The organism is Providencia sp. PROV004, from assembly GCF_011045615.1.
Taxonomy (GTDB): Bacteria; Pseudomonadota; Gammaproteobacteria; order Enterobacterales; family Enterobacteriaceae; genus Providencia; species Providencia rettgeri.
Genome location: NZ_CP042859.1, coordinates 3,970,632 through 3,989,638 on the forward strand (window position 1 = coordinate 3,970,632; position 19,007 = coordinate 3,989,638).

The window sequence follows — 19,007 nt, forward strand, 5'->3', positions numbered from 1 at the left end:
TTAATTGAATAGCTAACTCACATTAATTAATCAATCTTTACGAACGTCTTTAAGTAATAAGTTAAAATTAGGCTGCAATTTGAAATGCTTAACATGCTCATTAGCGACCGCATTTTGCTTCCAGTTCGCCACAAACAACCAAGGTGCATCTTGATGAACAATTTTTTGAACTTGTCGATATAACTGAGCGCGCTCCTCAAGGTTATTTGTGACCCGCGCTTTATCTAACAATTCATCCAGTTGCTTGTTACTGTAATAACCGGAGTTAAATCCGCCTTTATCCGGCCAAGAAGCGCTATGCAAGGTTAAAAAAGGTAAGGTATCTGGGTCATTCGTCATCCACGCCATTTCGGCCATATGCGCTTGTTTGAGGCCTGCATTGACCTTGGATAAGTAGGTATTCCACTCAAAGGTTTGAATTTCGACAGCTAAACCAACCGCTTTTAGGTCAGCTTGAATAGCAGTAGCCATAGGAATCGGGTCTAACATTCCTGAGCCCCCTTCGGTGACATAAAAAATAATTTTTTGCCCTTGTGCCCCCGCTTCTGCTATCAATTGGCGAGCTTTTTCAGGGTCATAAGGGTAAGCGTTGGTTTCTTCATCAAATGCCCAATCGAAAGCTGATGGAATCGGACCTTGTGCGACGCCTGCGGAGTCCTGAAGAATATATTTCACAATATTTTCTTTATTTACCGCGTAGTTAACTGCTTGCCTTACACGCACATCATCAAACGGTGGCTGAGACGCATTAAGCATGGCATACCAAACATGAGGTCCTACAGCTTCATAAACATGGAAGCGGTTGTCATTAACAAATAACGGGACATTATCAGCAGGGACTTCAACCATGGCATAAATCCCCCCTGATAACATTTCGGCTACCCGGGTATTGGCGTCAGTAATAGGCCGAAAAACAACATGTTGTAAGCTGGGTTTACCATCCCAATAGTCTTCATTAGCGGATATGACAACCCTTTGGTTTGCCGTCCATTCATCAAATTTAAAGGGGCCTGTTCCGCTGGGATGGCGACTAAAGTCTTTGTCATATTGCTTTACTGCTGCGGGTGAAACAATCAGCCCTGCGGGTGTGGCTAAGTTTGATAAAAACGGGGCAAACGGTTCTTTTAAGGTAAAAACCACAGTCTTGTCATTCGGGGTTGTAATCTTGTCTATCGCAGAGAAAAAAAACGATAATGGGAATGGCCCAGTATGGTAATACGGGTGCTGGTTATCCAACATTCGTTCAAACGTGAATTTGACTGCATCCGCGTTGAAGGGGCTGCCATCATGGAACTTTATATTCTCACGCAAGTGGAAAGTGTATGTGAGGCCATCATCACTAATAGACCATGATTGGGCTAAAGCAGGTTCAAGCGTTAATGTGCCATCAGCATTACGAACTAACCCTTCGTACAAGTTAACCAAAATTCGGGAATCATTCGCAGCGGTTGCAACTTGCGGGTCTAATGACTGCGGCTCTGCAACTTGCCCTAATAACAAAACATTCGGGTGGTTCACCGCCAATGTCGGTAGCGAAATAAAGCATAAAAGCCAAAAACTGGCTATCCACCTACATAAACGCATATTCATTCGCTCCTCCCCGAGTACTGACATTGCCATATGATTGTGAAGTGTGATTTGTGTCAATTTTGTTAATAATTTTATCTTTTTCTTTATTTATGATGATAAATTATATTTCAAGCAAGAATTTATAATGATAAATTTGATCAAGATCTAATTTATGAGGTGCAAAATGACATTTTCAATTGTGGCGCGCTGCCCATTGACAGGAAAAATAGGTGCAGCGACGGCAACAGGTGGTCCTGCGGTTGGAGCATTAGTCTTACATGGTAAAAGCCAAACGGGAGCCATCGCCACTCAAGCAATGACAAACCCAATTGCAGGCTTAACCGGTATTGAATATTTGCAGCAAGGCCATAATGCAAATAACAGCTTAGACTATCTTGTAACGCAAGATATTGAGCGGAAGCAACGGCAGCTGATTATTCTTGATAATCATGGAGGTACAGCTGATTGGACCGGCCAAAATTGCTTACCTTGGTGCGGAAGTTTATCGGAGCCTAACTTAGCCATTGCTGGAAATATGTTAGTTGGAGAGCAAGTCCTGAATGCCATTTATCAGAGCTACCATAACAACTCACATCAAGCTCTGGCTGATCGATTACTCATCGCCATGCAAGCAGGTGCAGATAAAGGTGGTGACTACAGAGGGATCCGTTCCGCTGCATTAAAAGTATGGAATAACCGACAATATCCAGATATCGATATTCGCAGTGACTGGTCAGAAGCACCGCTATCAGCGCTTTCCATCATTCTTCAACAGGTTCGTTCCGAAGATTATGCTGATTTTTTTGCACAAATTCCTACAGGAAATGAATATATCACTCGTAATTGATGCTATTTAGGTGTGTATCGACTAATAATGTAAAATAATTTAATGATATACACCCTGAAACAAAATGGTTAATAAATCATTTTATTATTAACTCAATGAATAATTATGTATTTTTTTATTATTCTTAATTCCTTCATTCATCCAAAAAAACTATTTTATAATATATTCTTAATAATTGATTTCTATCTTGCAGCATCTTAATCATTTGCTGCACAGTAGTAGAAACCAAAGTTTCTAATTATTTAGCTATAATACTCAAAGTAATCAAAGTGACTGGTTTTTCGTAATCTACAAATGCACTTTGTTAATTTATCAAGATTATTAACCTTAATAACAATTAGGTTATTACCCTCACTCAGTTACTACGCTAAAAAATAGATGAAAACAAAATAATCATAATTATCAATAAATTAAAAAACACCACCTAGATGTATAAAATACATACAAATAAGTGAGTATTTTTAAATCAATATGAATTATATTGCTCTGACTCTACGTATAATTAATAATCAAACGAACAAAAAATAACTCATTTATTTCATTTAAAACATATTTTTTATATTCACTCCCCCCTTTAGCATTTAAGGGATATTCAGCACTTTCTTCTGTGATGAAATATTCATCCCTTATTTTGGTTTCACTCTTAATAACACTATTTAAGCGAAATATTTATATTTACACCTGTACACTTTTCATGACAGTTAGTTATAAAAAATAATAAATCATAAATTAGAAAAACAGCATAATCTCCGACAAACCCTTTACAACACTGACAATATCAATTTACTTTCGCGAATCATTCACCCAACTTTATTAACAAATGCTACCCATACTTAATAATTATGAAATATATGATAAGATCATAATCTCAATTTGAAATTATTTACTATATAAAAAACAAGATTGTTATTGAGGTTATAGATGAAAATCTCGAGAAGAAAGCTGTTATTAGGGGTTGGTGCTGCTGGTGTTTTAGCAGGGGGTGCTGCGGTTGTTCCTATGATCAATCGTGAAGGTCGTTTTGAATCGACTAAATCACGTGTACCAGCTGTTGCTGGCACAGAAGGCAAATTACCAGAGTCTGCAGATGCAGTCATCATCGGTGCCGGCCTTCAAGGGATCATGACTGCAATTAACCTTGCTGAAAAAGGTCTTAATGTTGTTATCTGTGAAAAAGGTGTTGTCGGTGGTGAGCAATCAGGCCGTGCATATAGCCAAATTATCAGTTATAAGACTTCCCCAGCTATTTTCCCTTTACACCATTACGGAAAAATTCAATGGCTTGGCATGAACGAAAAAATCGGTGCTGATACCAGCTACCGTGTTCAAGGCCGTGTTGAAGTACCTTCAAGCGAAGAAGATTTAGAAATTTCAAGAGCCTGGATTAAATCTGCATCTGAAAACCCAGGTTTCGATACACCTTTACGTACCCGTATGATTGAAGGAACTGAACTGGCGAATCGTCTGGTTGATGCACAAACTCCATGGAAAATCGGTGGATTTGAAGAAGACTCAGGTAGCCTTGACCCTGAAGTTGTCACACCAACCATGGCAAACTACGCAAAATCAATCGGTATTCGCATCTACACCAATTGCGCAGTACGTGGTATTGAAACGGCGGGCGGCAAAATTTCTGATGTTGTCACAGAAAAAGGTGCAATCAAAACTTCTCGTGTTGTTCTGACGGGCGGTATTTGGTCGCGTCTGTTCATGGGTAACTTAGGCATTGATGTTCCAACACTGAACGTTTACCTATCACAACAGCGTATTACTGGCGTACCAGGCGCACCAAAAGGTAACGTCCACTTACCTAACGGTATTCACTTCCGTGAACAAGCTGATGGTACCTACGCCGTTGCGCCACGTATCTTTACTAGCTCTATCGTAAAAGACAGCTTCCTGTTAGGACCAAGATTCCTACACGTATTAGGCGGCGGGGAATTACCATTAGAGTTCTCTCTTGGTAAAGATTTATTCAACTCCTTCATGATGGCAACGTCTTGGAACTTAGACGAGAAAACACCTTTTGAAGAGTTCCGTACCGCAACTAATACACCAAACAACGAACACTTAGATGGCGTTCTGGAAAGACTGAGAAAAGAATTCCCAGTATTTAAAGAGTCTAAAGTGGTTGAACGTTGGGGTGGTACCGTTGCACCAACAGATGATGAAATTCCAATTATTTCAACAATCGAGCAGTATCCAGGACTAGTCATCAACACCGCCACAGGCTGGGGTATGACGGAAAGCCCTGCATCTGGTCGATTAACGGCAGAATTGTTAATGGGCGAAACACCATTTATCGATCCTACGCCGTATAAACTTTCCCGTTTTAGCTAAAAAACAGGAAAAAAAGCGATTTTTACTGTGGATCTATTAGCGAATAGTTTAAAGTTACATGAAAGTTTAATTTTTGATAAAACTAATAGATCCTATTTACTTTGATAATGTTAAGGAGTTTACATGCGCTATAAAACTTTATTGCTTTCTCTGCCTTTGATTTTAGGTGTAGCAAGTGCGAATGCAGCCGATGATGTTAAACGCGTTCCAGTGAAAGGATTCCCTATCTCTGAATCAGTAGAAATCAACGCGGGCAACCTCATTTTCCTAAGCGGAAAAGTTCCTTCTAAAATCTCTGCTGACGCAAAAGAAGGCGTTTTAGAGTCTTATGGTAATACCGAAGCACAAACAATCAACGTATTAAAACAAATCCAAGCTAACCTCGAAGGTATGGGCTTGACGATGAATGACGTTGTTAAAATGCAAGTATTCTTAGTTGGTGGTGAAGAAACTCAAGGTACTATGGACTTCGCTGGCTTTATGGCTGGTTACAACAAGTTCTATGAGTCTGAGAAAATTACTAATCTGCCAGCTCGTTCTACCTTCCAAGTCGCTAAACTGGCTAACCCAGCTTGGAGAGTAGAAATCGAAGTGACAGCGGTACGCCCTGCTGCAAAAAAATAAGTTCTTCTAACGAAGAATAATCAATAATGGGGCATAATCATTATGCCCCATTATATTTCCCCCTAATAACCCTATTCCATTCTTTTTTTGATACATTACTTCACGCTACCGCTATTATTTATCCCCCTATCCTCTGTGCGGTCACAAATTATCACTCCTTTTCTGTGCAACCGTTTCACACCTACTTATAATTTCAAAGAACGGATCAGGGCTGAAAAATATGACATCGCGGGTAAACAAAAATGACTCACAATACTGTCAGTCGAATGAATTTAGACCATCTTAAAACTTTTCATTACGTGGCTAAAAGTGGTAGCTTTACTCAAGCAGCACATATTTTATTTTTGAGCCAACCAGCTGTTAGCCAACAAATCCAAGGTTTAGAAAATTCTCTACGGGTTGCTTTATTTGATCGTTCCCGAAAAAAAATCACCTTAACCAGTGAAGGAAAAGTACTCTATAGCTATACCAAAAGGTTATTTTCATTATTTGATGAGATAGAGCATGTCTTTCAAGATTTAAATTTATTACAAACTGGAACGCTAACAATTGCAGCAACTGCTGTTATGGGCAGTTATTATTTGCCAGATATCCTAAAACAATTTAATACTCGCTATCCGCTGATTCATATAAAAATAAAAATTGGCAATTCACAGCAAGTGATGGATTGGGTAGCAGAACAAGAGGCAGAAATTGGTTTAGCAGGCCGAGTCCCTATTGTACCGAATGTAAACCAAGTATTCTTACACCGGGAGCCCTATATCGCCGTTGTCGGTCCCAATTCTCCACTTCTACAACTTCAGCGTCCATTAACAATAGAAGAGTTCACAAACGCTTCTCTCGTGATGAGGGAAAAGGGAACACGCACTCGTGCTAAAATTGAAGATTGGCTAAAAGCACATATTGCACTCCATGATTCCCCTCCCCCTATTATTACTGTCACTAATTTAGAGGCGACAAAAAGATTAGTCGCAAGTGGTTTTGGGATTACCGCGTTGCCTTATTTAAGTGTTATCGATGATATTAGTGTTGGAAAATTGATCCAGCTACAAATTAATGCCTTTGATGTTGATGCAGATTATTATTTAACTTATCAAACTAATCGTTCGCTTTCCGCAGCTGCTTTTCAATTTATTATGCTATTACGCGAAATATCTGACGAAATATCATTAAATAGTGATATAGCGCAACTTATTCATACCGAAAATATCTAAATCGCATCAATTATACAACAGATAAGCAACTATAATATTTACTTATATTACGCATACAACTTGCTGATTTTTGGTTCCTCTATGAATGTGCAAAGATGGTTTTAAATAAAATGCATGGTTAATAATAAAAATTAACCACTTTGTTCTTCTCAGGAGTAATCATAATGGCTAAAGAAATTGAACGTAAATTTTTAGTATCGGGTGATTCATGGAGAGAGTTAGCCAATGGTGTTCGTTACACCCAAGGTTATTTAAATAGCCAGAAAGAACGTACCGTTAGAATAAGAACTATCGATGATAAAGCCTTCTTAACAATTAAAGGAATTACCGTCGGTATTACTCGAACTGAATATGAATATGAAATTCCCCATGCTGATTGTGTTGCTATGCTGACGCAATTAGCAGAACAACCCATTATCGACAAGAAACGTTATAAAATCCCCTTCGATGGCTTAATTTGGGAGGTAGATGAATTTTTTGGTGTTAACGAAGGGTTAATTGTTGCTGAAGTCGAACTTAGCGATGAAAACCAATCCTTTAAAAAACCCGAATGGGTAGGCGACGAAATATCTTCAGACCCCAAATATTTTAATTCTAATCTTGTTGCTAATCCTTATACCACATGGAAAAAATAAGGGGAATTTTATGAATACATTAACTAAAAATATTGCGATATCAGAAGAAGATGCAAGTAAAATAGTACCTAGAGCAGAATTTAGAATATTTGGACATGACCTTATTAACGAAATAGAAACTAAAATTTGGGATGTCAAAGCAACCTTATACGCTGCGCGAAAAATGCCAATAGAAACCTATTTTTTATCTGAAAAAACGAATGATGCCAATGTAAAAGTACGTGATGGATTATTAGATATTAAAGTTAAAGTTGGTGAAACAAAAGAGGGCTATGAAATATTCCAACCGAGAGGCAAATTCCAATTTCCAGTAAAAAAAGAAGAATTAAATATTATTTTATCTCACCTTGAAGTTGATATTCCTCTCGATAAAGACAGCTATGAAATTGAGGAATTCAAAGCTATTGTGCGCCAACACCCTTGTCTCAATGCAGTCACCGTTGAAAAAATGCGCTATGGCTTTATGGTCGATGGCATTATTTGTGAGTTTGCACGCGTTTGGTTCAATGGGGCACTAATGGAAACCGCTTGTTGTGAAAGTGAAGATTACGAAAAAATGCAAGCCGTCGTTAATGCCTTAGGTATCAACAAATTACCTAATACAAATTATTTGAAAGCCGCCAAGCGTGTTGTTGGCATGTAACTCTTTTATGTAATGCATATCGTTGTTCATCTATATGGGTCGAGTCAAATAACACCGACCCTTGAATGATAATAATAAAAGGAGATATGTATGTCAGCAAATAGTAAGCCAAGCTTTGACCCACTTGATATGCGTAATTATTCATTAGAAAAATTCCGTGATATCAAAGCTGGCGCACTAATGCAAAATCTCAAACTCATTGGTGTACCTTTAGCTATTCTCTCATTTCTATTTTTCGAATTACAATGGTGTGGGACAATCGATGTATTTGAAGCACAAACAAAAGTTCCGGCAGCTCATTGCTATAGTGCAATGGGGATTTTTGTTGCTTCACTGATTTTATGGCTCACTGAAGCTATTCCAAATTATCTCACGTCATTAATTGTCGTTGTTGTCGTTATCATTACTGGTGTGATGAAAATGCGCCCTGCCTTCGCGATGCTAGGTGAACCCGTCATGATTCTAAATATTGCCAGCTTTATCCTAGCGAGCGCATTAGTTACGACAGGTTTGGCAAAACGTATTTCACTCATGCTAGTACTCAAAACTAAAAATCATTTAACCATGTTATTCCTATGCTTTGTGGCATTAAACTTGATTTTTGGTGCATTTATTAGTGCAACCTCGGCAAAAACGGCACTACTACTGCCATTATTTATGGTGATTTCGGCTATCTACGGTGCCACTGGTGGTGCTCAGCGTAACAATGTTGGCCGTAATATGGTGCTCCTTAACTTACTGGCGAATAATGTCTCCGCTAGCGCATTCTTAACAGGTTCTGCGGCCAATTTATTAGCGGCAGCAATGCTAGAAAAAGCAGGTGCATTAGTCACTTATCAAGATTGGTTTATTGCACTATTCCCATTGGCTGTCATTCAATGTTTAGTCGCATGGTGGACTGGGACTCGGTTTATTTTTAGGATTACAGATGAAGAAAAAACACCGAAACTCGAAGGTGGCATGGACCGCTTACGCTCGGAATATAATGCATTAGGTAAAGTCAAAATCAGTGAAATTAAAGCAGGGGTCGTATTTATTCTTGTTTTACTATTATGGTCCACGGGTAAATGGACAGGCTTACGAGCTGAAGTTGTCGCATTAGCAGGTGCTTGTATTGTCCTGATGCCCTCTTTTTCACGGCTGCCAGCAATGGGTGTCATGAAATGGAATGATGCTGATATTCCATGGCACATGTTAATGTTTAGTTTTGGTGCTTACGTATTAGGCGGTATGATGGACCAGACGGATATTGTCGGCCTTTATGTCCACAAAGCCTTTGACCATTGGAACATAGACCCTCAAGGTGCTGGAAAACTGCTTGTTTTCGCTGTATTAAGCGCAGTATTTGCACTCACCACATTGATTAGTGAAAGTAAAACAGCACGTACAATTATTTTATTCCCTATTATTATTGCCATTGCTCAACGATATAACTGGGATTTAGTTGGCTTCTGTTTACCAATGGCGTTTATGATTAATCAGGTTTATGTTCTCTATTTTAACTCTAAGCCTGCTAATATCAGTTATTTGACTGACCAATATTCAACCGGTGACTCATTTAAATATGGTATGATTCAACTCATTCTTATCTGGATACTACTAATACTATGGACACATTACATTATGCCACTCATGGGATTTAATAGTTATCTTTGGTAAAGATAGAATATTGGCCAAAAGAACAGTGTGAAGGAAAATATGATTAAAGAATCTCTCAAGATCCATGGAAAAAAACAGTTTGAAATCAAACAAAAAGTGTTGTTTCCACGTAAGTCTAAAGAGATCCGTTACCAAGTAGAGACCTTTTTCTTTTTGCCTTCATCATTACAGATTAACCCAGACCTCTACACAGCATCAAACCTCCAGCGCAGCCTCAAAAACTATATTCGGCTGCGCCCACCGACCGTAAAATTATCATCACTGACTGATGAAAACGGGGCATTAGATGAACTAAAACAGTGGTTACAACAATGTACGCCACAAAACTTACCTTCATTAGACGAGTATGAAAATAGGCTAAAGCGCTATGCTTTAACCTTCAAAAGAACCGTTCGTTTGAATGTTAAAATGGTAAGCCAAAATCCCCAACGGCAAACGCCTGAATACTTAGCTGAGTTCATGGCAAACATCGCAAAATGTCTCTGTACTTATCGGGAATTAGCAACACAGTCAACCAAAATTGAAGAAGCAATCCATTCCAATGCATTTTCTTATTGTGACGAATTCATGACGTATTACACCATGAATTATTTACGTGATTTATTAGCCGATAAGCAAATGCCATTGCGCGAAGAAATACGTCATTTCTGGTATCAAGAAATGCGTTACCTAAAGAAACAATACCCTGATTGTTTTCCTAGTGATGAGACGGATGCTGAATTAGTCACATATCGCCGTAATTTATTGAAAAAATATATCAATCGCTATCTCTATTTAGAAATTCGCCACAAGCGAGGACTTCCCCTGTTATTACACTCTATTTATGGTATTGCTGCTGCAATTTCAATGCTTTTCGCAACTGTTATCGCCTTTTTCTGGCAAGGAAAATATGGGGCTTTAAGTGCCAACTTATTTTTGGCTATGGTCATCGGCTATATCTTCAAAGATAGGCTGAAAGAAGTAGGTCGAGAGCAGCTGTATCGCTTATTTCAAAAATGGATCCCTGACCGGCAATTACGTATTTACCGCGAAGGAGTGAAAGCACCAGTCGGTATTTGTAAAGAGTCTTTTCGTTTTATTAATGAAAATATGCTTTCCCCAGATATCCGTGAAATGCGGCAAAAATCGCATTGGGTCAATTTAGTTAACGTCCAGCGAATGGAAGATATTCTGTATTACCGCAAAGATGTATTGCTACATAACCGCCAATCCGTGTTTGAAAAAAACCAATCATCAATCGCAGATATTACGCGTTTTAATATTTCGGATTTCCTAAAATATATTGATATTAGCTATGAAGAACTCACTGTGAATGATGATGAGCCTGCGATTATTGGTGAAAAGGTGTATCACATTTACCTTTGCCGTCGCGTCACAATTAACAAAAAAACCTATAATGAGCTGGCTCGTTTAGTGGTGAATGCCGATGGAATTAAACGCTTAGAAGTGTTGCAGTCACTAGATTTACTGACAACCGATGAAGATATTGAAATTTCACCATAAATATTTTGTTTTTTTATTTTCTTCTCAAGAAAAATATTCTAATTCACGATAATTTTCTAAATCATTCGAACTGTAGCAAGGCGGCAAGAGAAGATATCTCGGGGAGCATACAAAGGTATGTGACCCGAGTAGCTGAACGTAGCCAACACCGCTACAGCTCGAAGGATGACGAAAATTTAATTTTCTAAACCATTCGAACGGCAGCAAGGCGGCAAGAGAAGATATCTCGGGGAGCATACAAAGGTATGTGACCCGAGTAGCTGAACGTAGCCAACACCGCTACAGCTCGAAGGATGACGAAAATTTAATTTTCTAAACCATTCGAACGGCAGCAAGGCGGCAAGAGAAGATATCTCGGGGAGCATACAAAGGTATGTGACCCGAGTAGCTGAACGTAGCCAACACCGCTACAGCTCGAAGGATGACGAAAATTTAATTTTCTAAACCATTCGAACGGCAGCAAGGCGGCAAGAAAAGATACCTCGGGGAGCATACAAAGGTATGTGACCCGAGTAGCTGAACGTAGCCAACACCGCTACAGCTCGAAGGATGACGAAAATTGGGAACATACAAAAGTATGTGACCCGGAGTAGCTAAACGTAGCCAACACCGCTACAGCTCGAAGGATGACGAAAATTTAGTAGTAGAGAGCAATATACTGATCATCCACCCGCTTAATATCCACTGGCGTATCAAAAATATCCTCAATAATTTCAGATTTCATGATCTCTTCTGGTTTGCCATGATAAGACAGACGCCCGTTTCTCAGTGCAACAATGTAATCTGAATAAACAGAAGCGAAGTTTATATCGTGGATCACTAGGATAATGGTTTTCCCTAGTTCATCAGCCGCTTTACGTAATAACTTCATCATAATCACCGCATGCTTCATATCGAGATTATTGAGTGGTTCATCCAGTAAAACATATTCTGTATCTTGGCATAAAACCATTGCAACATAAGCTCGTTGGCGCTGGCCACCCGATAACTCATCTAAATAGCGGTGGCGCAAATCTGACAAATTGAGAAAAGAGAGTGACTCATCAATTTTCTTTTTATCATCAATAGTTAAACGGCCTTTCGTGTACGGATAACGCCCAAAACCAACCAGCTCCTCGACGGTTAATCGACTCGCAAATTGGTTCTCTTGGCGCAAAACCGATAAGCATTTTGCTAATTTATCACTGGGTGTTGTTGAAACATCAAGCTCATTCACTTTGACATAACCGCCATCATCGGGCTGTAACAAACGCCCAATAATCGACAGCAGTGTTGATTTACCTGCACCATTAGGCCCGATGATTGAGGTAATACCGCTATTTTTAATTGTTGTTGTCACGTTATCTAAGACTTTAGTATCCTGATAACTTTTCGATATCTGACTAATTTCAATCATACTAAAACCTTCTTAACACCATATAAATAAAGAAAATTCCGCCGACAAATTCGATAACGACTGATAATGTTCCCGCCATATTTAAACCGTACTCAAGAATCAACTGGCCGCCAATCAGCGCAATGACACCAAGTAGAAAGGAAACGGGGAGCAAATAGCGGTGTTGGCTACTGCCAGCCACTAAATAAGCTAAGTTCGCGACCATCAAGCCTAAGAATGTTAAAGGGCCAACCAGTGCTGTAGAAACAGCAACCAAGATTGAAATAAGTAACAAAATAACCGTGACTTGCTGGCGATAATTAATCCCTAAGTTCACCGCATTGGCTTGCCCTAACGCGATAACATCAAAACAATAGCGCATGCGCCACAACAAAACCCCTACCACCGCTGTAATCAGCAGTGTGAATACAATCAGCTCAGGCGTCCCCTTCGTAAAGGTGGCAAACATCCGGCTTTGTAAAATGGAAAATTCATTGGGGTCCATTAAACGCTGTAGTAATGTCGCTACACTGCGAAATAATGTGCCAAGAATGATACCTACCATCAATACTAGGTTGATATTCATTTTAACTGACACAAATAACCAGCGATAAAGCAGAACAGAGAACAACACAAGTAATGTGGACTCTAATAAAAATTTACCAATATTCAATAACCAAGAGGATGGAAAGCTATCGGTATAGAAGACAAAAATGGTTTGTAATAATATAAATAATGCTTCTAACCCCATGATAGATGGTGTCAGTATCTTATTATTAGCAATAGTTTGAAAGAGAACTGTTGAAACCCCAGCAGCGAAAGCCACCACGATCATCGTGAGAACAATATAGCCTCGATGCGGCAAAATATAGGCAAGGTTACTGCCCAAATTGACCGTCATATAAAGAATAATGGATAACAATGACAAAGCCAGTAGTATCCATATTCTTTGCAACGGCGTTACCCTTTTCTTCGGTAACGCTATTGATGTATTAACTTTTTGCATAACGTTGTTGCTTCAACAATAAATATAAAAAAATCACCGCGCCAACAACACCTAAAATCACACTTGCAGGGATTTCAAATGGATAGCGAATTAAACGCCCAATAATGTCACACAGTAAAACTAAACCACCACCAGCAATACAAATCCAAGGGATGGTTTTACGTATGTTATCCCCCATCACTAAGCTCACGAGATTTGGAATAATTAAGCCTAGGAAAGGTAACGCGCCGACCACCACGACCACTACGCCGCTAATTAAAGCGATAATCGATAAACCGATGGTCATTACTTTGCGATAATTTAGGCCAACATTAATTGAAAATTCACGCCCCATACCGGCAACCGTAAAGCTATCGGCAATCCAGCAAGCAATTAACGTTAATATTCCTACTAACCACAATAGTTCATATCGGCCTTGAATGATGCTAGAAAAGTCACCGCTCATCCATGCACCAAGTGATTGTAATAAGTCGAAATAATAAGCAGTAAAAATGGTCAATGCGCTAATCACTGCACCCAACATAATCCCTACCAATGGGACTATCAGGGCGGATTTTAAAATGACACGACGCAATAGCACCATAAACAACATGGTGCCAAGAAGCGCAAAACCGCTAGCGACCACCATCTTAGTCATAATACTTGCTGCAGGGAAAAGCACCATAACGACCAATAAACCTAAACTGGCTGACTGGGTTGTCCCTGCAAGAGAAGGTTCAACAAAGCGGTTTTGTGTTAATAATTGCATGATTAGCCCAGCAACGCTCATGGCGCTACCTGCTAAAATCAAAGAGACGGTTCGGGGAATTCGGCTAATAAAAAAGATGTCTTGCATCTCTGGGTCGGTGAAAAGCGAAACGGGTGACACGTCACCCGCTCCAATAAACAAGCTTAATACCGCTAAAACCAATAACGCGATAATTCCACAAAAAAGATAAAGCGTTTTCATCGGTTATTTTGCTTGGCTCTTCTCTAATGCTGTATTGATATCGTCCATTAACTTAGAGTAAGTTTGAATACCACCTGCAATATATACGGCAGTTGGGTCAAGGTATGTAATTTGGCCTTTTTCCCACGCTGCGGTTTTTCTCACTAATGCGTTATCTAATACTTCTGCTGCTGGCTGTGCATCTGTTTTACCAATCGCGCTATCACGGTCGATAACAAATAACCAATCTGGGTTTAATTTCACCAGTAACTCTGCATTAACGATGTTACCGTGGCGACCCGTGTTTTCTTCAAATACATAAGCAGGTTCAAAACCTAATACATCAAAGATAAAGCCGAAACGAGAACCCGGACCGTATGCGGAAATTTTACCGCCACTGACTAAGATCACCATCGCTTTACCCGCGGTAGGTGCTTTAGTTTTGATACCTTCAATTTTAGTATTGAAGTCAGCAATCAATTTTTTGGCTTGTTCTTCTTTACCAAACAATGCACCAAGTTCATTAGTACGCTCAGTTAAGCTACCAATAAAGTTTTTGTTATCAATGTCTAATGAGATAGTTGGAGCAACGCCACTGAGTTTGTCATAAGCATCACGGGCACGGCTTCCACCTAAAATCAGGTCAGGTTTAGCATTACTTAATGTTTCATAAGCGGGTTCAAATAATGTTCCGCCATTGACGTATTCAGAACCACTATATTTCGTTAAGAATTCAGGGAAGCGAACGTTGGTTTGTGGAACACCCGCAACTGGGGCGCCAAGTGCATCCATGATGTCCAATGTTTCCATGTTCATCACAATGACTTTTTGAGGATGACGAGGAATTTCAGTTTTGCCTTGGGCATGTTCTATCGTGATAGTTTGTTTTTCTGCAACTTGTGTTGTTTCTGTCGTGTCTTTCGCGTTATCACAACCGGCTAATACTAACGCAGATAACAAAGCAATACCCGAAACTAATGATTTTGCAAACATCTAATTTCCTCCGTCCATCGATAAAAGTACTGATGATTAAATTTTGTGATTCACAATTTGGCGTATATTACACGCAAACAAGCGCAAATGATATTAGTTTGCATTTGCATTCACTAAAAAGTTGTCTTAACGCACAAAAACATCAATTCAATGAATTGACCACGTAGGTTTTAATGTTTAAACAAAGAGGATAGATATAGAAAATCAGGAAAATAGAGTAAAACGTGATTTGACTGCACTTCATTGGGTAAAATAAATAGGTTGAGCCTGCGACTGTATTTGTTTGCTTAACTATTTTTATGACAGCAGACGATATAAATCCGTAATCTCAACCTATATACCATTAATTCCCATTTAAATGCGCATGATTACATGTCATCTAATTGCCCATTTTCATTGAGCTGAGAACTAATATCTTCAAGAAACCAATCAATTGGCGTTTTCATCAAAAATGCAAGTTTAAATAAATGAAACAAATCAATCTTGATTTTACCTCTTTCATAGCGTGAGATTTGCTGTTGACTAACACCTAACAATTGAGCTAACTGAAACCCTGTATATCCCAGTTCTCTACGTTTTTCTAAGATCCTCTGACCTACCATATAATGGATTTTTTCGCTGCCATTTTCTGAATACATATTATCACCATTTATTAAGGCACAGTTAAAATAAGGGCTGCGGCACCTTCAAACTGACCAGCTTGAACTCGGCCATTGGTACCTAATACGGCTTTTAGGGATACCGAGTTTGTTCCACCTGCAGGCACATGGATTTTGTAACCATTTTCCCCTGGAGTATCATTCCCACCTAAATACAAATTCGCATATAAGCTATTATCTGCTCGTAAATTTACACGTCCATTTGTCACGTTCACACCAGTGGCAATCACCAAAACATCCATCGCTAAGTTACATGTCACACTAACGTTCACTTGTTTTGATTGGCCAGCGAGATCAGCTTCGCTAATTGGGCCAAAGTTAATATCCGGGATGTTATTGTTGATCTTACAAGCTCCTATTGGTGGCGGAGCTATACCACATTGAGAACCAGGAAGTAGACCTCCTCTGCTTGTAACACCAGTGCGATCTTGGTAAAACAGCCCCACACACTCTTGATTATTCTGTAACCTAACTCCGGTATGAACAGCCCACTGTGTTGCTGGAGCTGTCGCTCTTGCCAAAACCCCGGGGATATTCTGAACATCTATCATATATCGATACTTAGAAATTTCGGCCAAATTGACTGTTGCAGCCCCCGGTGTTCCATCAGCGGTATGCTTATGACTTATGGTGAGATAGCATGTCGACCACCCATAACAAGGATTAGGCGTACTCGGCGATTCAGGATCCCAACGAGCAATCACATATTTATAATCTGCATCTCCGTTATTTGGATTATTACCGGGTCTTGATTCAGTGATATAGGAAAAAATATAAGCTGATGCAGAAGGCGAAAACATGACTGCACCAATTAATAGCGATAAAAATACTTTCATATTAGTTCACAGCCTTATTATTCATAATCTAATTTAAATGTTGCTACAGCACTGTAAGGCCCTACTTTTATTGTCTTATCAGCAATAGCATCCGGTTCACCTTTTAAATAGGCATAGAACCGCAATTGGTTAGCGCCATCTTGTAGCGTTAGCTTCGAGCCTTTCTGTTCAATAGCCAGTGGTGTTTTATCTGAATTTTGCAGCCCCACCGCGAAACCCGATGCAACACTACTTGTTGATAATGCTAAAAAACCAGGAAGTGCAAGATTAGGTGTCCCTGAAAAAGTCACTTCCACAAATTTGCCTATTGTCGTGTCACAGTCAGACAACTTAATCACAAACTCTTTAGGCGGAGTTTCACCATAGGCATAAAAGTTTTTCTCCGGTGTATCAAAAAAATCCATCGGAATGTTTTCATCACCCGGTAAAATAGTGCAAGGCTCCTCCACTAAATTACCGATAACTCTTAAATTATCAGGCACAGCAAAAGCAGCATTAAAGTTAATAAGTAAGGCGCCTGCTACTGCACATTGGATTACTTTGTTCATTATTGGTACTCCGCTAGCAATGTGCCTGTTGCAGTAAAGCCCCCTTCAGGCAACGTCACTCCCAATCGCTTGACAGGAACAACCTCTAAAACAGGCGGTTGCCCATAAGTAATTTTCAATGGTTTATTGATTTCAAAACCTAAACCATTTTGGGTAATACGCATGCCAAGATCTCGAATATTGGTTTCCAGTGCCGACTTATCAAAATCTGTTGCTGTCCCTTTGATAGTTAGCATTAAGTCCCAACCTTTTAAATTGTCTTCACACTTCAAAGCGTAATTAATAGGTTTCGTAAATCTGATACCATCAATCTTATGTAAACCAATATCTTTGTATTCAATAACGTGGACTTTATCTTCAAAAACAGTGCAAGGCGGTGGAATTAGCAAGGTTCCAGTAAACTCCACATCATTTGCCATCACGGCACTGCTAGGTATAACTAACAAACTCATTATCAGAGGAAGTCTTTTCATTATTCTTTGCATTATTTTTCCCTCACTGATAATCAAGTTTGATAGTGACGCCTGCATGAAAAACCCCACCCTTTGTCAGAGTTGTGGATAAATCACGAACAGGTATGGCTTCAAATTGAGGCGCATTTGGGTACACAAACTTGACCTCTTGGTTCAATCGAAGCTTGCTTCCGTTATAACGAAAAGCAATCCCTAAACCCGGAAGATCTGTTTCAATTGCCCCACTATCAAAAGATGCAGGAATACCAATCAACGTCATTTTCATTTGTGATGTTGGCCTTTTTTCACAATTAATATTGTAATTTATGGGCTTCGAATAGGCATTACCGTCAATTCGGGTACTCATGATCTCATCAAAATTAACTTTGATTATATTTCCACCATTAATTTTGCAAGGCGGTGGAGCCAAAACAACCCCTTTAATCGGTACAGTTATCATACCGGGTGTAACTGTTGCCCGTGTATTTCCCGATGGGCTAATACGCGAATCAGGTAATCCTGCATAAGAAACCGATGTAAAAAATAGTCCAGCGAGACAAGATGCCAGCAGGTACCGCTGCTTGTTTAAATCACTCATAATCCACCTTAAAGTCCATTACGGCGCTGAAACTTCCTTCAGTCAATTTTTCAGGGGTTCTCACTGGCGTTACAAAGTATTGAAGAGTACCCTGCGGTGCATCGAGAAATTGAGGACGACCTCGGCTTCCTAGTCTGATATCTTCTCGTTGTGCATCTGTCACTTCTAACGCCAAGCCAGAGACGCCTTTTACACTTAACATTTCTGGAAAATGTTGATCCGATACGGCAACAAAAGAGACAGTTATCACCGGTTGCATTGCATCCCAAAGCGATCTTCCCGTTCTTGTGTCTTTCATTCGGCTTTCCGTGCGAATGCAATGTCTAAATTCTAATTCGAATGAAACTGGCTCAGCTCTATCACCAGGTTTACGCAGTGAATAAGAAGGAATCTCCCCTAGAGACACTTCTTGGCGCATTGAATTAGTCACATCCATCGTACAAGGTGCTTCGGTCATCATGCCATTGACTGTCAATGTTCCATGTAATCCATCAATATCCCAACTGTCTGCTCCAAAGGTGAACACTGGAACTAAACCGAATAAGATAGTGCTGAACAGGAGAGTCCTTTTCATACGT

The 19,007-nt window shown here is 39.5% G+C and carries 19 protein-coding genes; 8 read left to right on the plus strand and 11 right to left on the minus strand.

Annotated elements, in window-relative coordinates; translation table 11 throughout:
- Nucleotides 1-30 precede the first annotated feature (30 nt).
- Nucleotides 31-1,590: an ABC transporter substrate-binding protein gene (locus FVA69_RS18245; protein WP_164529204.1), complete on the minus strand. Its 1,560-nt coding sequence runs from the start codon at nucleotides 1,588-1,590 to the stop codon at nucleotides 31-33.
- A gap of 163 nt (nucleotides 1,591-1,753) precedes the next feature.
- Between FVA69_RS18245 and FVA69_RS18250 the strand changes: the two genes are divergently transcribed.
- The 8 genes from FVA69_RS18250 to FVA69_RS18285 all read left to right on the plus strand — a co-directional run bounded on the left by FVA69_RS18250 (nucleotide 1,754) and on the right by FVA69_RS18285 (nucleotide 11,034).
- On the plus strand, nucleotides 1,754-2,416 hold the full coding sequence (locus FVA69_RS18250; RefSeq protein ID WP_004907850.1) for a DUF1028 domain-containing protein: 663 nt from the start codon (nucleotides 1,754-1,756) through the stop codon (nucleotides 2,414-2,416).
- Between the two features lie 921 nt (nucleotides 2,417-3,337).
- Nucleotides 3,338-4,756: an NAD(P)/FAD-dependent oxidoreductase gene (locus FVA69_RS18255; protein WP_004907849.1), complete on the plus strand. Its 1,419-nt coding sequence runs from the start codon at nucleotides 3,338-3,340 to the stop codon at nucleotides 4,754-4,756.
- 123 nt (nucleotides 4,757-4,879) lie between these two features.
- Entirely contained in the window at nucleotides 4,880-5,380 is a 501-nt protein-coding gene (locus FVA69_RS18260; protein WP_004259262.1) for a RidA family protein, read from the plus strand.
- Nucleotides 5,381-5,622: 242 nt separating this feature from the next.
- Nucleotides 5,623-6,594, plus strand: a complete 972-nt coding sequence (locus FVA69_RS18265) for a LysR family transcriptional regulator (RefSeq protein WP_109912683.1) — start codon at nucleotides 5,623-5,625, stop codon at nucleotides 6,592-6,594.
- Nucleotides 6,595-6,758: 164 nt separating this feature from the next.
- Entirely contained in the window at nucleotides 6,759-7,229 is a 471-nt protein-coding gene (locus tag FVA69_RS18270; RefSeq protein WP_109912684.1) for a CYTH domain-containing protein, read from the plus strand.
- Nucleotides 7,230-7,239: 10 nt separating this feature from the next.
- Nucleotides 7,240-7,872, plus strand: coding sequence for a hypothetical protein (locus FVA69_RS18275; protein WP_117162591.1), 633 nt, complete (start codon nucleotides 7,240-7,242; stop codon nucleotides 7,870-7,872).
- A 90-nt stretch (nucleotides 7,873-7,962) separates the two neighbouring features.
- Entirely contained in the window at nucleotides 7,963-9,531 is a 1,569-nt protein-coding gene (locus tag FVA69_RS18280) for an SLC13 family permease (protein ID WP_109912686.1), read from the plus strand.
- Nucleotides 9,532-9,570: 39 nt separating this feature from the next.
- A complete protein-coding gene (locus FVA69_RS18285; RefSeq protein WP_109912687.1) occupies nucleotides 9,571-11,034 on the plus strand; it encodes a hypothetical protein in 1,464 nt (487 codons plus the stop codon).
- A gap of 637 nt (nucleotides 11,035-11,671) precedes the next feature.
- Here FVA69_RS18285 and FVA69_RS18290 read toward each other — a convergent pair.
- From FVA69_RS18290 to FVA69_RS18335, 10 genes are all read right to left on the minus strand, one after another.
- Entirely contained in the window at nucleotides 11,672-12,430 is a 759-nt protein-coding gene (locus tag FVA69_RS18290; protein WP_102138091.1) for an iron ABC transporter ATP-binding protein, read from the minus strand.
- A 1-nt stretch (nucleotide 12,431) separates the two neighbouring features.
- Nucleotides 12,432-13,415 (minus strand): iron chelate uptake ABC transporter family permease subunit, encoded by a 984-nt coding sequence (locus tag FVA69_RS18295; RefSeq protein WP_109912688.1) that lies wholly within the window; start codon nucleotides 13,413-13,415, stop codon nucleotides 12,432-12,434.
- A complete protein-coding gene (locus FVA69_RS18300) occupies nucleotides 13,402-14,364 on the minus strand; it encodes an ABC transporter permease (RefSeq protein WP_004907840.1) in 963 nt (320 codons plus the stop codon). Before FVA69_RS18300 ends, FVA69_RS18295 begins: the two co-directional genes overlap by 14 nt.
- Before the next feature lie 3 nt (nucleotides 14,365-14,367).
- On the minus strand, nucleotides 14,368-15,336 hold the full coding sequence (locus FVA69_RS18305; protein ID WP_004907838.1) for a siderophore ABC transporter substrate-binding protein: 969 nt from the start codon (nucleotides 15,334-15,336) through the stop codon (nucleotides 14,368-14,370).
- Between the two features lie 368 nt (nucleotides 15,337-15,704).
- Nucleotides 15,705-15,974 carry a helix-turn-helix domain-containing protein gene (locus FVA69_RS18310; RefSeq protein WP_004907837.1) on the minus strand — a complete coding sequence of 90 codons (270 nt, stop codon included), beginning with the start codon at nucleotides 15,972-15,974 and terminating at the stop codon, nucleotides 15,705-15,707.
- Nucleotides 15,975-15,988: 14 nt separating this feature from the next.
- The gene (locus tag FVA69_RS18315; RefSeq protein WP_004907835.1) at nucleotides 15,989-16,831 is read right to left on the minus strand and encodes an MrpH family fimbial adhesin; all 843 of its coding nucleotides are present in this window, start codon (nucleotides 16,829-16,831) and stop codon (nucleotides 15,989-15,991) included.
- A 17-nt stretch (nucleotides 16,832-16,848) separates the two neighbouring features.
- Entirely contained in the window at nucleotides 16,849-17,379 is a 531-nt protein-coding gene (locus tag FVA69_RS18320; RefSeq protein WP_004907834.1) for a fimbrial protein, read from the minus strand.
- Nucleotides 17,379-17,864, minus strand: coding sequence for a fimbrial protein (locus FVA69_RS18325; RefSeq protein WP_227024197.1), 486 nt, complete (start codon nucleotides 17,862-17,864; stop codon nucleotides 17,379-17,381). The genes FVA69_RS18320 and FVA69_RS18325 overlap by 1 nt, the downstream gene beginning before the upstream one ends.
- 10 nt (nucleotides 17,865-17,874) lie before the next feature.
- Nucleotides 17,875-18,429, minus strand: coding sequence for a fimbrial protein (locus FVA69_RS18330; RefSeq protein ID WP_004907830.1), 555 nt, complete (start codon nucleotides 18,427-18,429; stop codon nucleotides 17,875-17,877).
- Entirely contained in the window at nucleotides 18,422-19,003 is a 582-nt protein-coding gene (locus FVA69_RS18335) for a fimbrial protein (protein WP_004907828.1), read from the minus strand. The genes FVA69_RS18330 and FVA69_RS18335 overlap by 8 nt, the downstream gene beginning before the upstream one ends.
- Between the last annotated feature and the right edge of the window lie 4 nt (nucleotides 19,004-19,007).

What these genes read in the sequence shown, in the direction of transcription:
- FVA69_RS18335 (WP_004907828.1), bottom strand. Translation starts at nt 19,003, where the DNA reads ATGAAAAGGACTCTCCTGTTCAGCACTATCTTATTCGGTTTAGTTCCA.
- FVA69_RS18270 (WP_109912684.1), top strand. Translation starts at nt 6,759, where the DNA reads ATGGCTAAAGAAATTGAACGTAAATTTTTAGTATCGGGTGATTCATGG.
- FVA69_RS18255 (WP_004907849.1), top strand. Translation starts at nt 3,338, where the DNA reads ATGAAAATCTCGAGAAGAAAGCTGTTATTAGGGGTTGGTGCTGCTGGT.
- FVA69_RS18310 (WP_004907837.1), bottom strand. Translation starts at nt 15,974, where the DNA reads ATGTATTCAGAAAATGGCAGCGAAAAAATCCATTATATGGTAGGTCAG.
- FVA69_RS18245 (WP_164529204.1), bottom strand. Translation starts at nt 1,590, where the DNA reads ATGAATATGCGTTTATGTAGGTGGATAGCCAGTTTTTGGCTTTTATGC.
- FVA69_RS18275 (WP_117162591.1), top strand. Translation starts at nt 7,240, where the DNA reads ATGAATACATTAACTAAAAATATTGCGATATCAGAAGAAGATGCAAGT.
- FVA69_RS18315 (WP_004907835.1), bottom strand. Translation starts at nt 16,831, where the DNA reads ATGAAAGTATTTTTATCGCTATTAATTGGTGCAGTCATGTTTTCGCCT.
- FVA69_RS18305 (WP_004907838.1), bottom strand. Translation starts at nt 15,336, where the DNA reads ATGTTTGCAAAATCATTAGTTTCGGGTATTGCTTTGTTATCTGCGTTA.
- FVA69_RS18250 (WP_004907850.1), top strand. Translation starts at nt 1,754, where the DNA reads ATGACATTTTCAATTGTGGCGCGCTGCCCATTGACAGGAAAAATAGGT.
- FVA69_RS18330 (WP_004907830.1), bottom strand. Translation starts at nt 18,429, where the DNA reads ATGAGTGATTTAAACAAGCAGCGGTACCTGCTGGCATCTTGTCTCGCT.
- FVA69_RS18300 (WP_004907840.1), bottom strand. Translation starts at nt 14,364, where the DNA reads ATGAAAACGCTTTATCTTTTTTGTGGAATTATCGCGTTATTGGTTTTA.
- FVA69_RS18320 (WP_004907834.1), bottom strand. Translation starts at nt 17,379, where the DNA reads ATGAACAAAGTAATCCAATGTGCAGTAGCAGGCGCCTTACTTATTAAC.
- FVA69_RS18265 (WP_109912683.1), top strand. Translation starts at nt 5,623, where the DNA reads ATGACTCACAATACTGTCAGTCGAATGAATTTAGACCATCTTAAAACT.
- FVA69_RS18280 (WP_109912686.1), top strand. Translation starts at nt 7,963, where the DNA reads ATGTCAGCAAATAGTAAGCCAAGCTTTGACCCACTTGATATGCGTAAT.
- FVA69_RS18285 (WP_109912687.1), top strand. Translation starts at nt 9,571, where the DNA reads ATGATTAAAGAATCTCTCAAGATCCATGGAAAAAAACAGTTTGAAATC.
- FVA69_RS18295 (WP_109912688.1), bottom strand. Translation starts at nt 13,415, where the DNA reads ATGCAAAAAGTTAATACATCAATAGCGTTACCGAAGAAAAGGGTAACG.
- FVA69_RS18290 (WP_102138091.1), bottom strand. Translation starts at nt 12,430, where the DNA reads ATGATTGAAATTAGTCAGATATCGAAAAGTTATCAGGATACTAAAGTC.
- FVA69_RS18260 (WP_004259262.1), top strand. Translation starts at nt 4,880, where the DNA reads ATGCGCTATAAAACTTTATTGCTTTCTCTGCCTTTGATTTTAGGTGTA.
- FVA69_RS18325 (WP_227024197.1), bottom strand. Translation starts at nt 17,864, where the DNA reads ATGCAAAGAATAATGAAAAGACTTCCTCTGATAATGAGTTTGTTAGTT.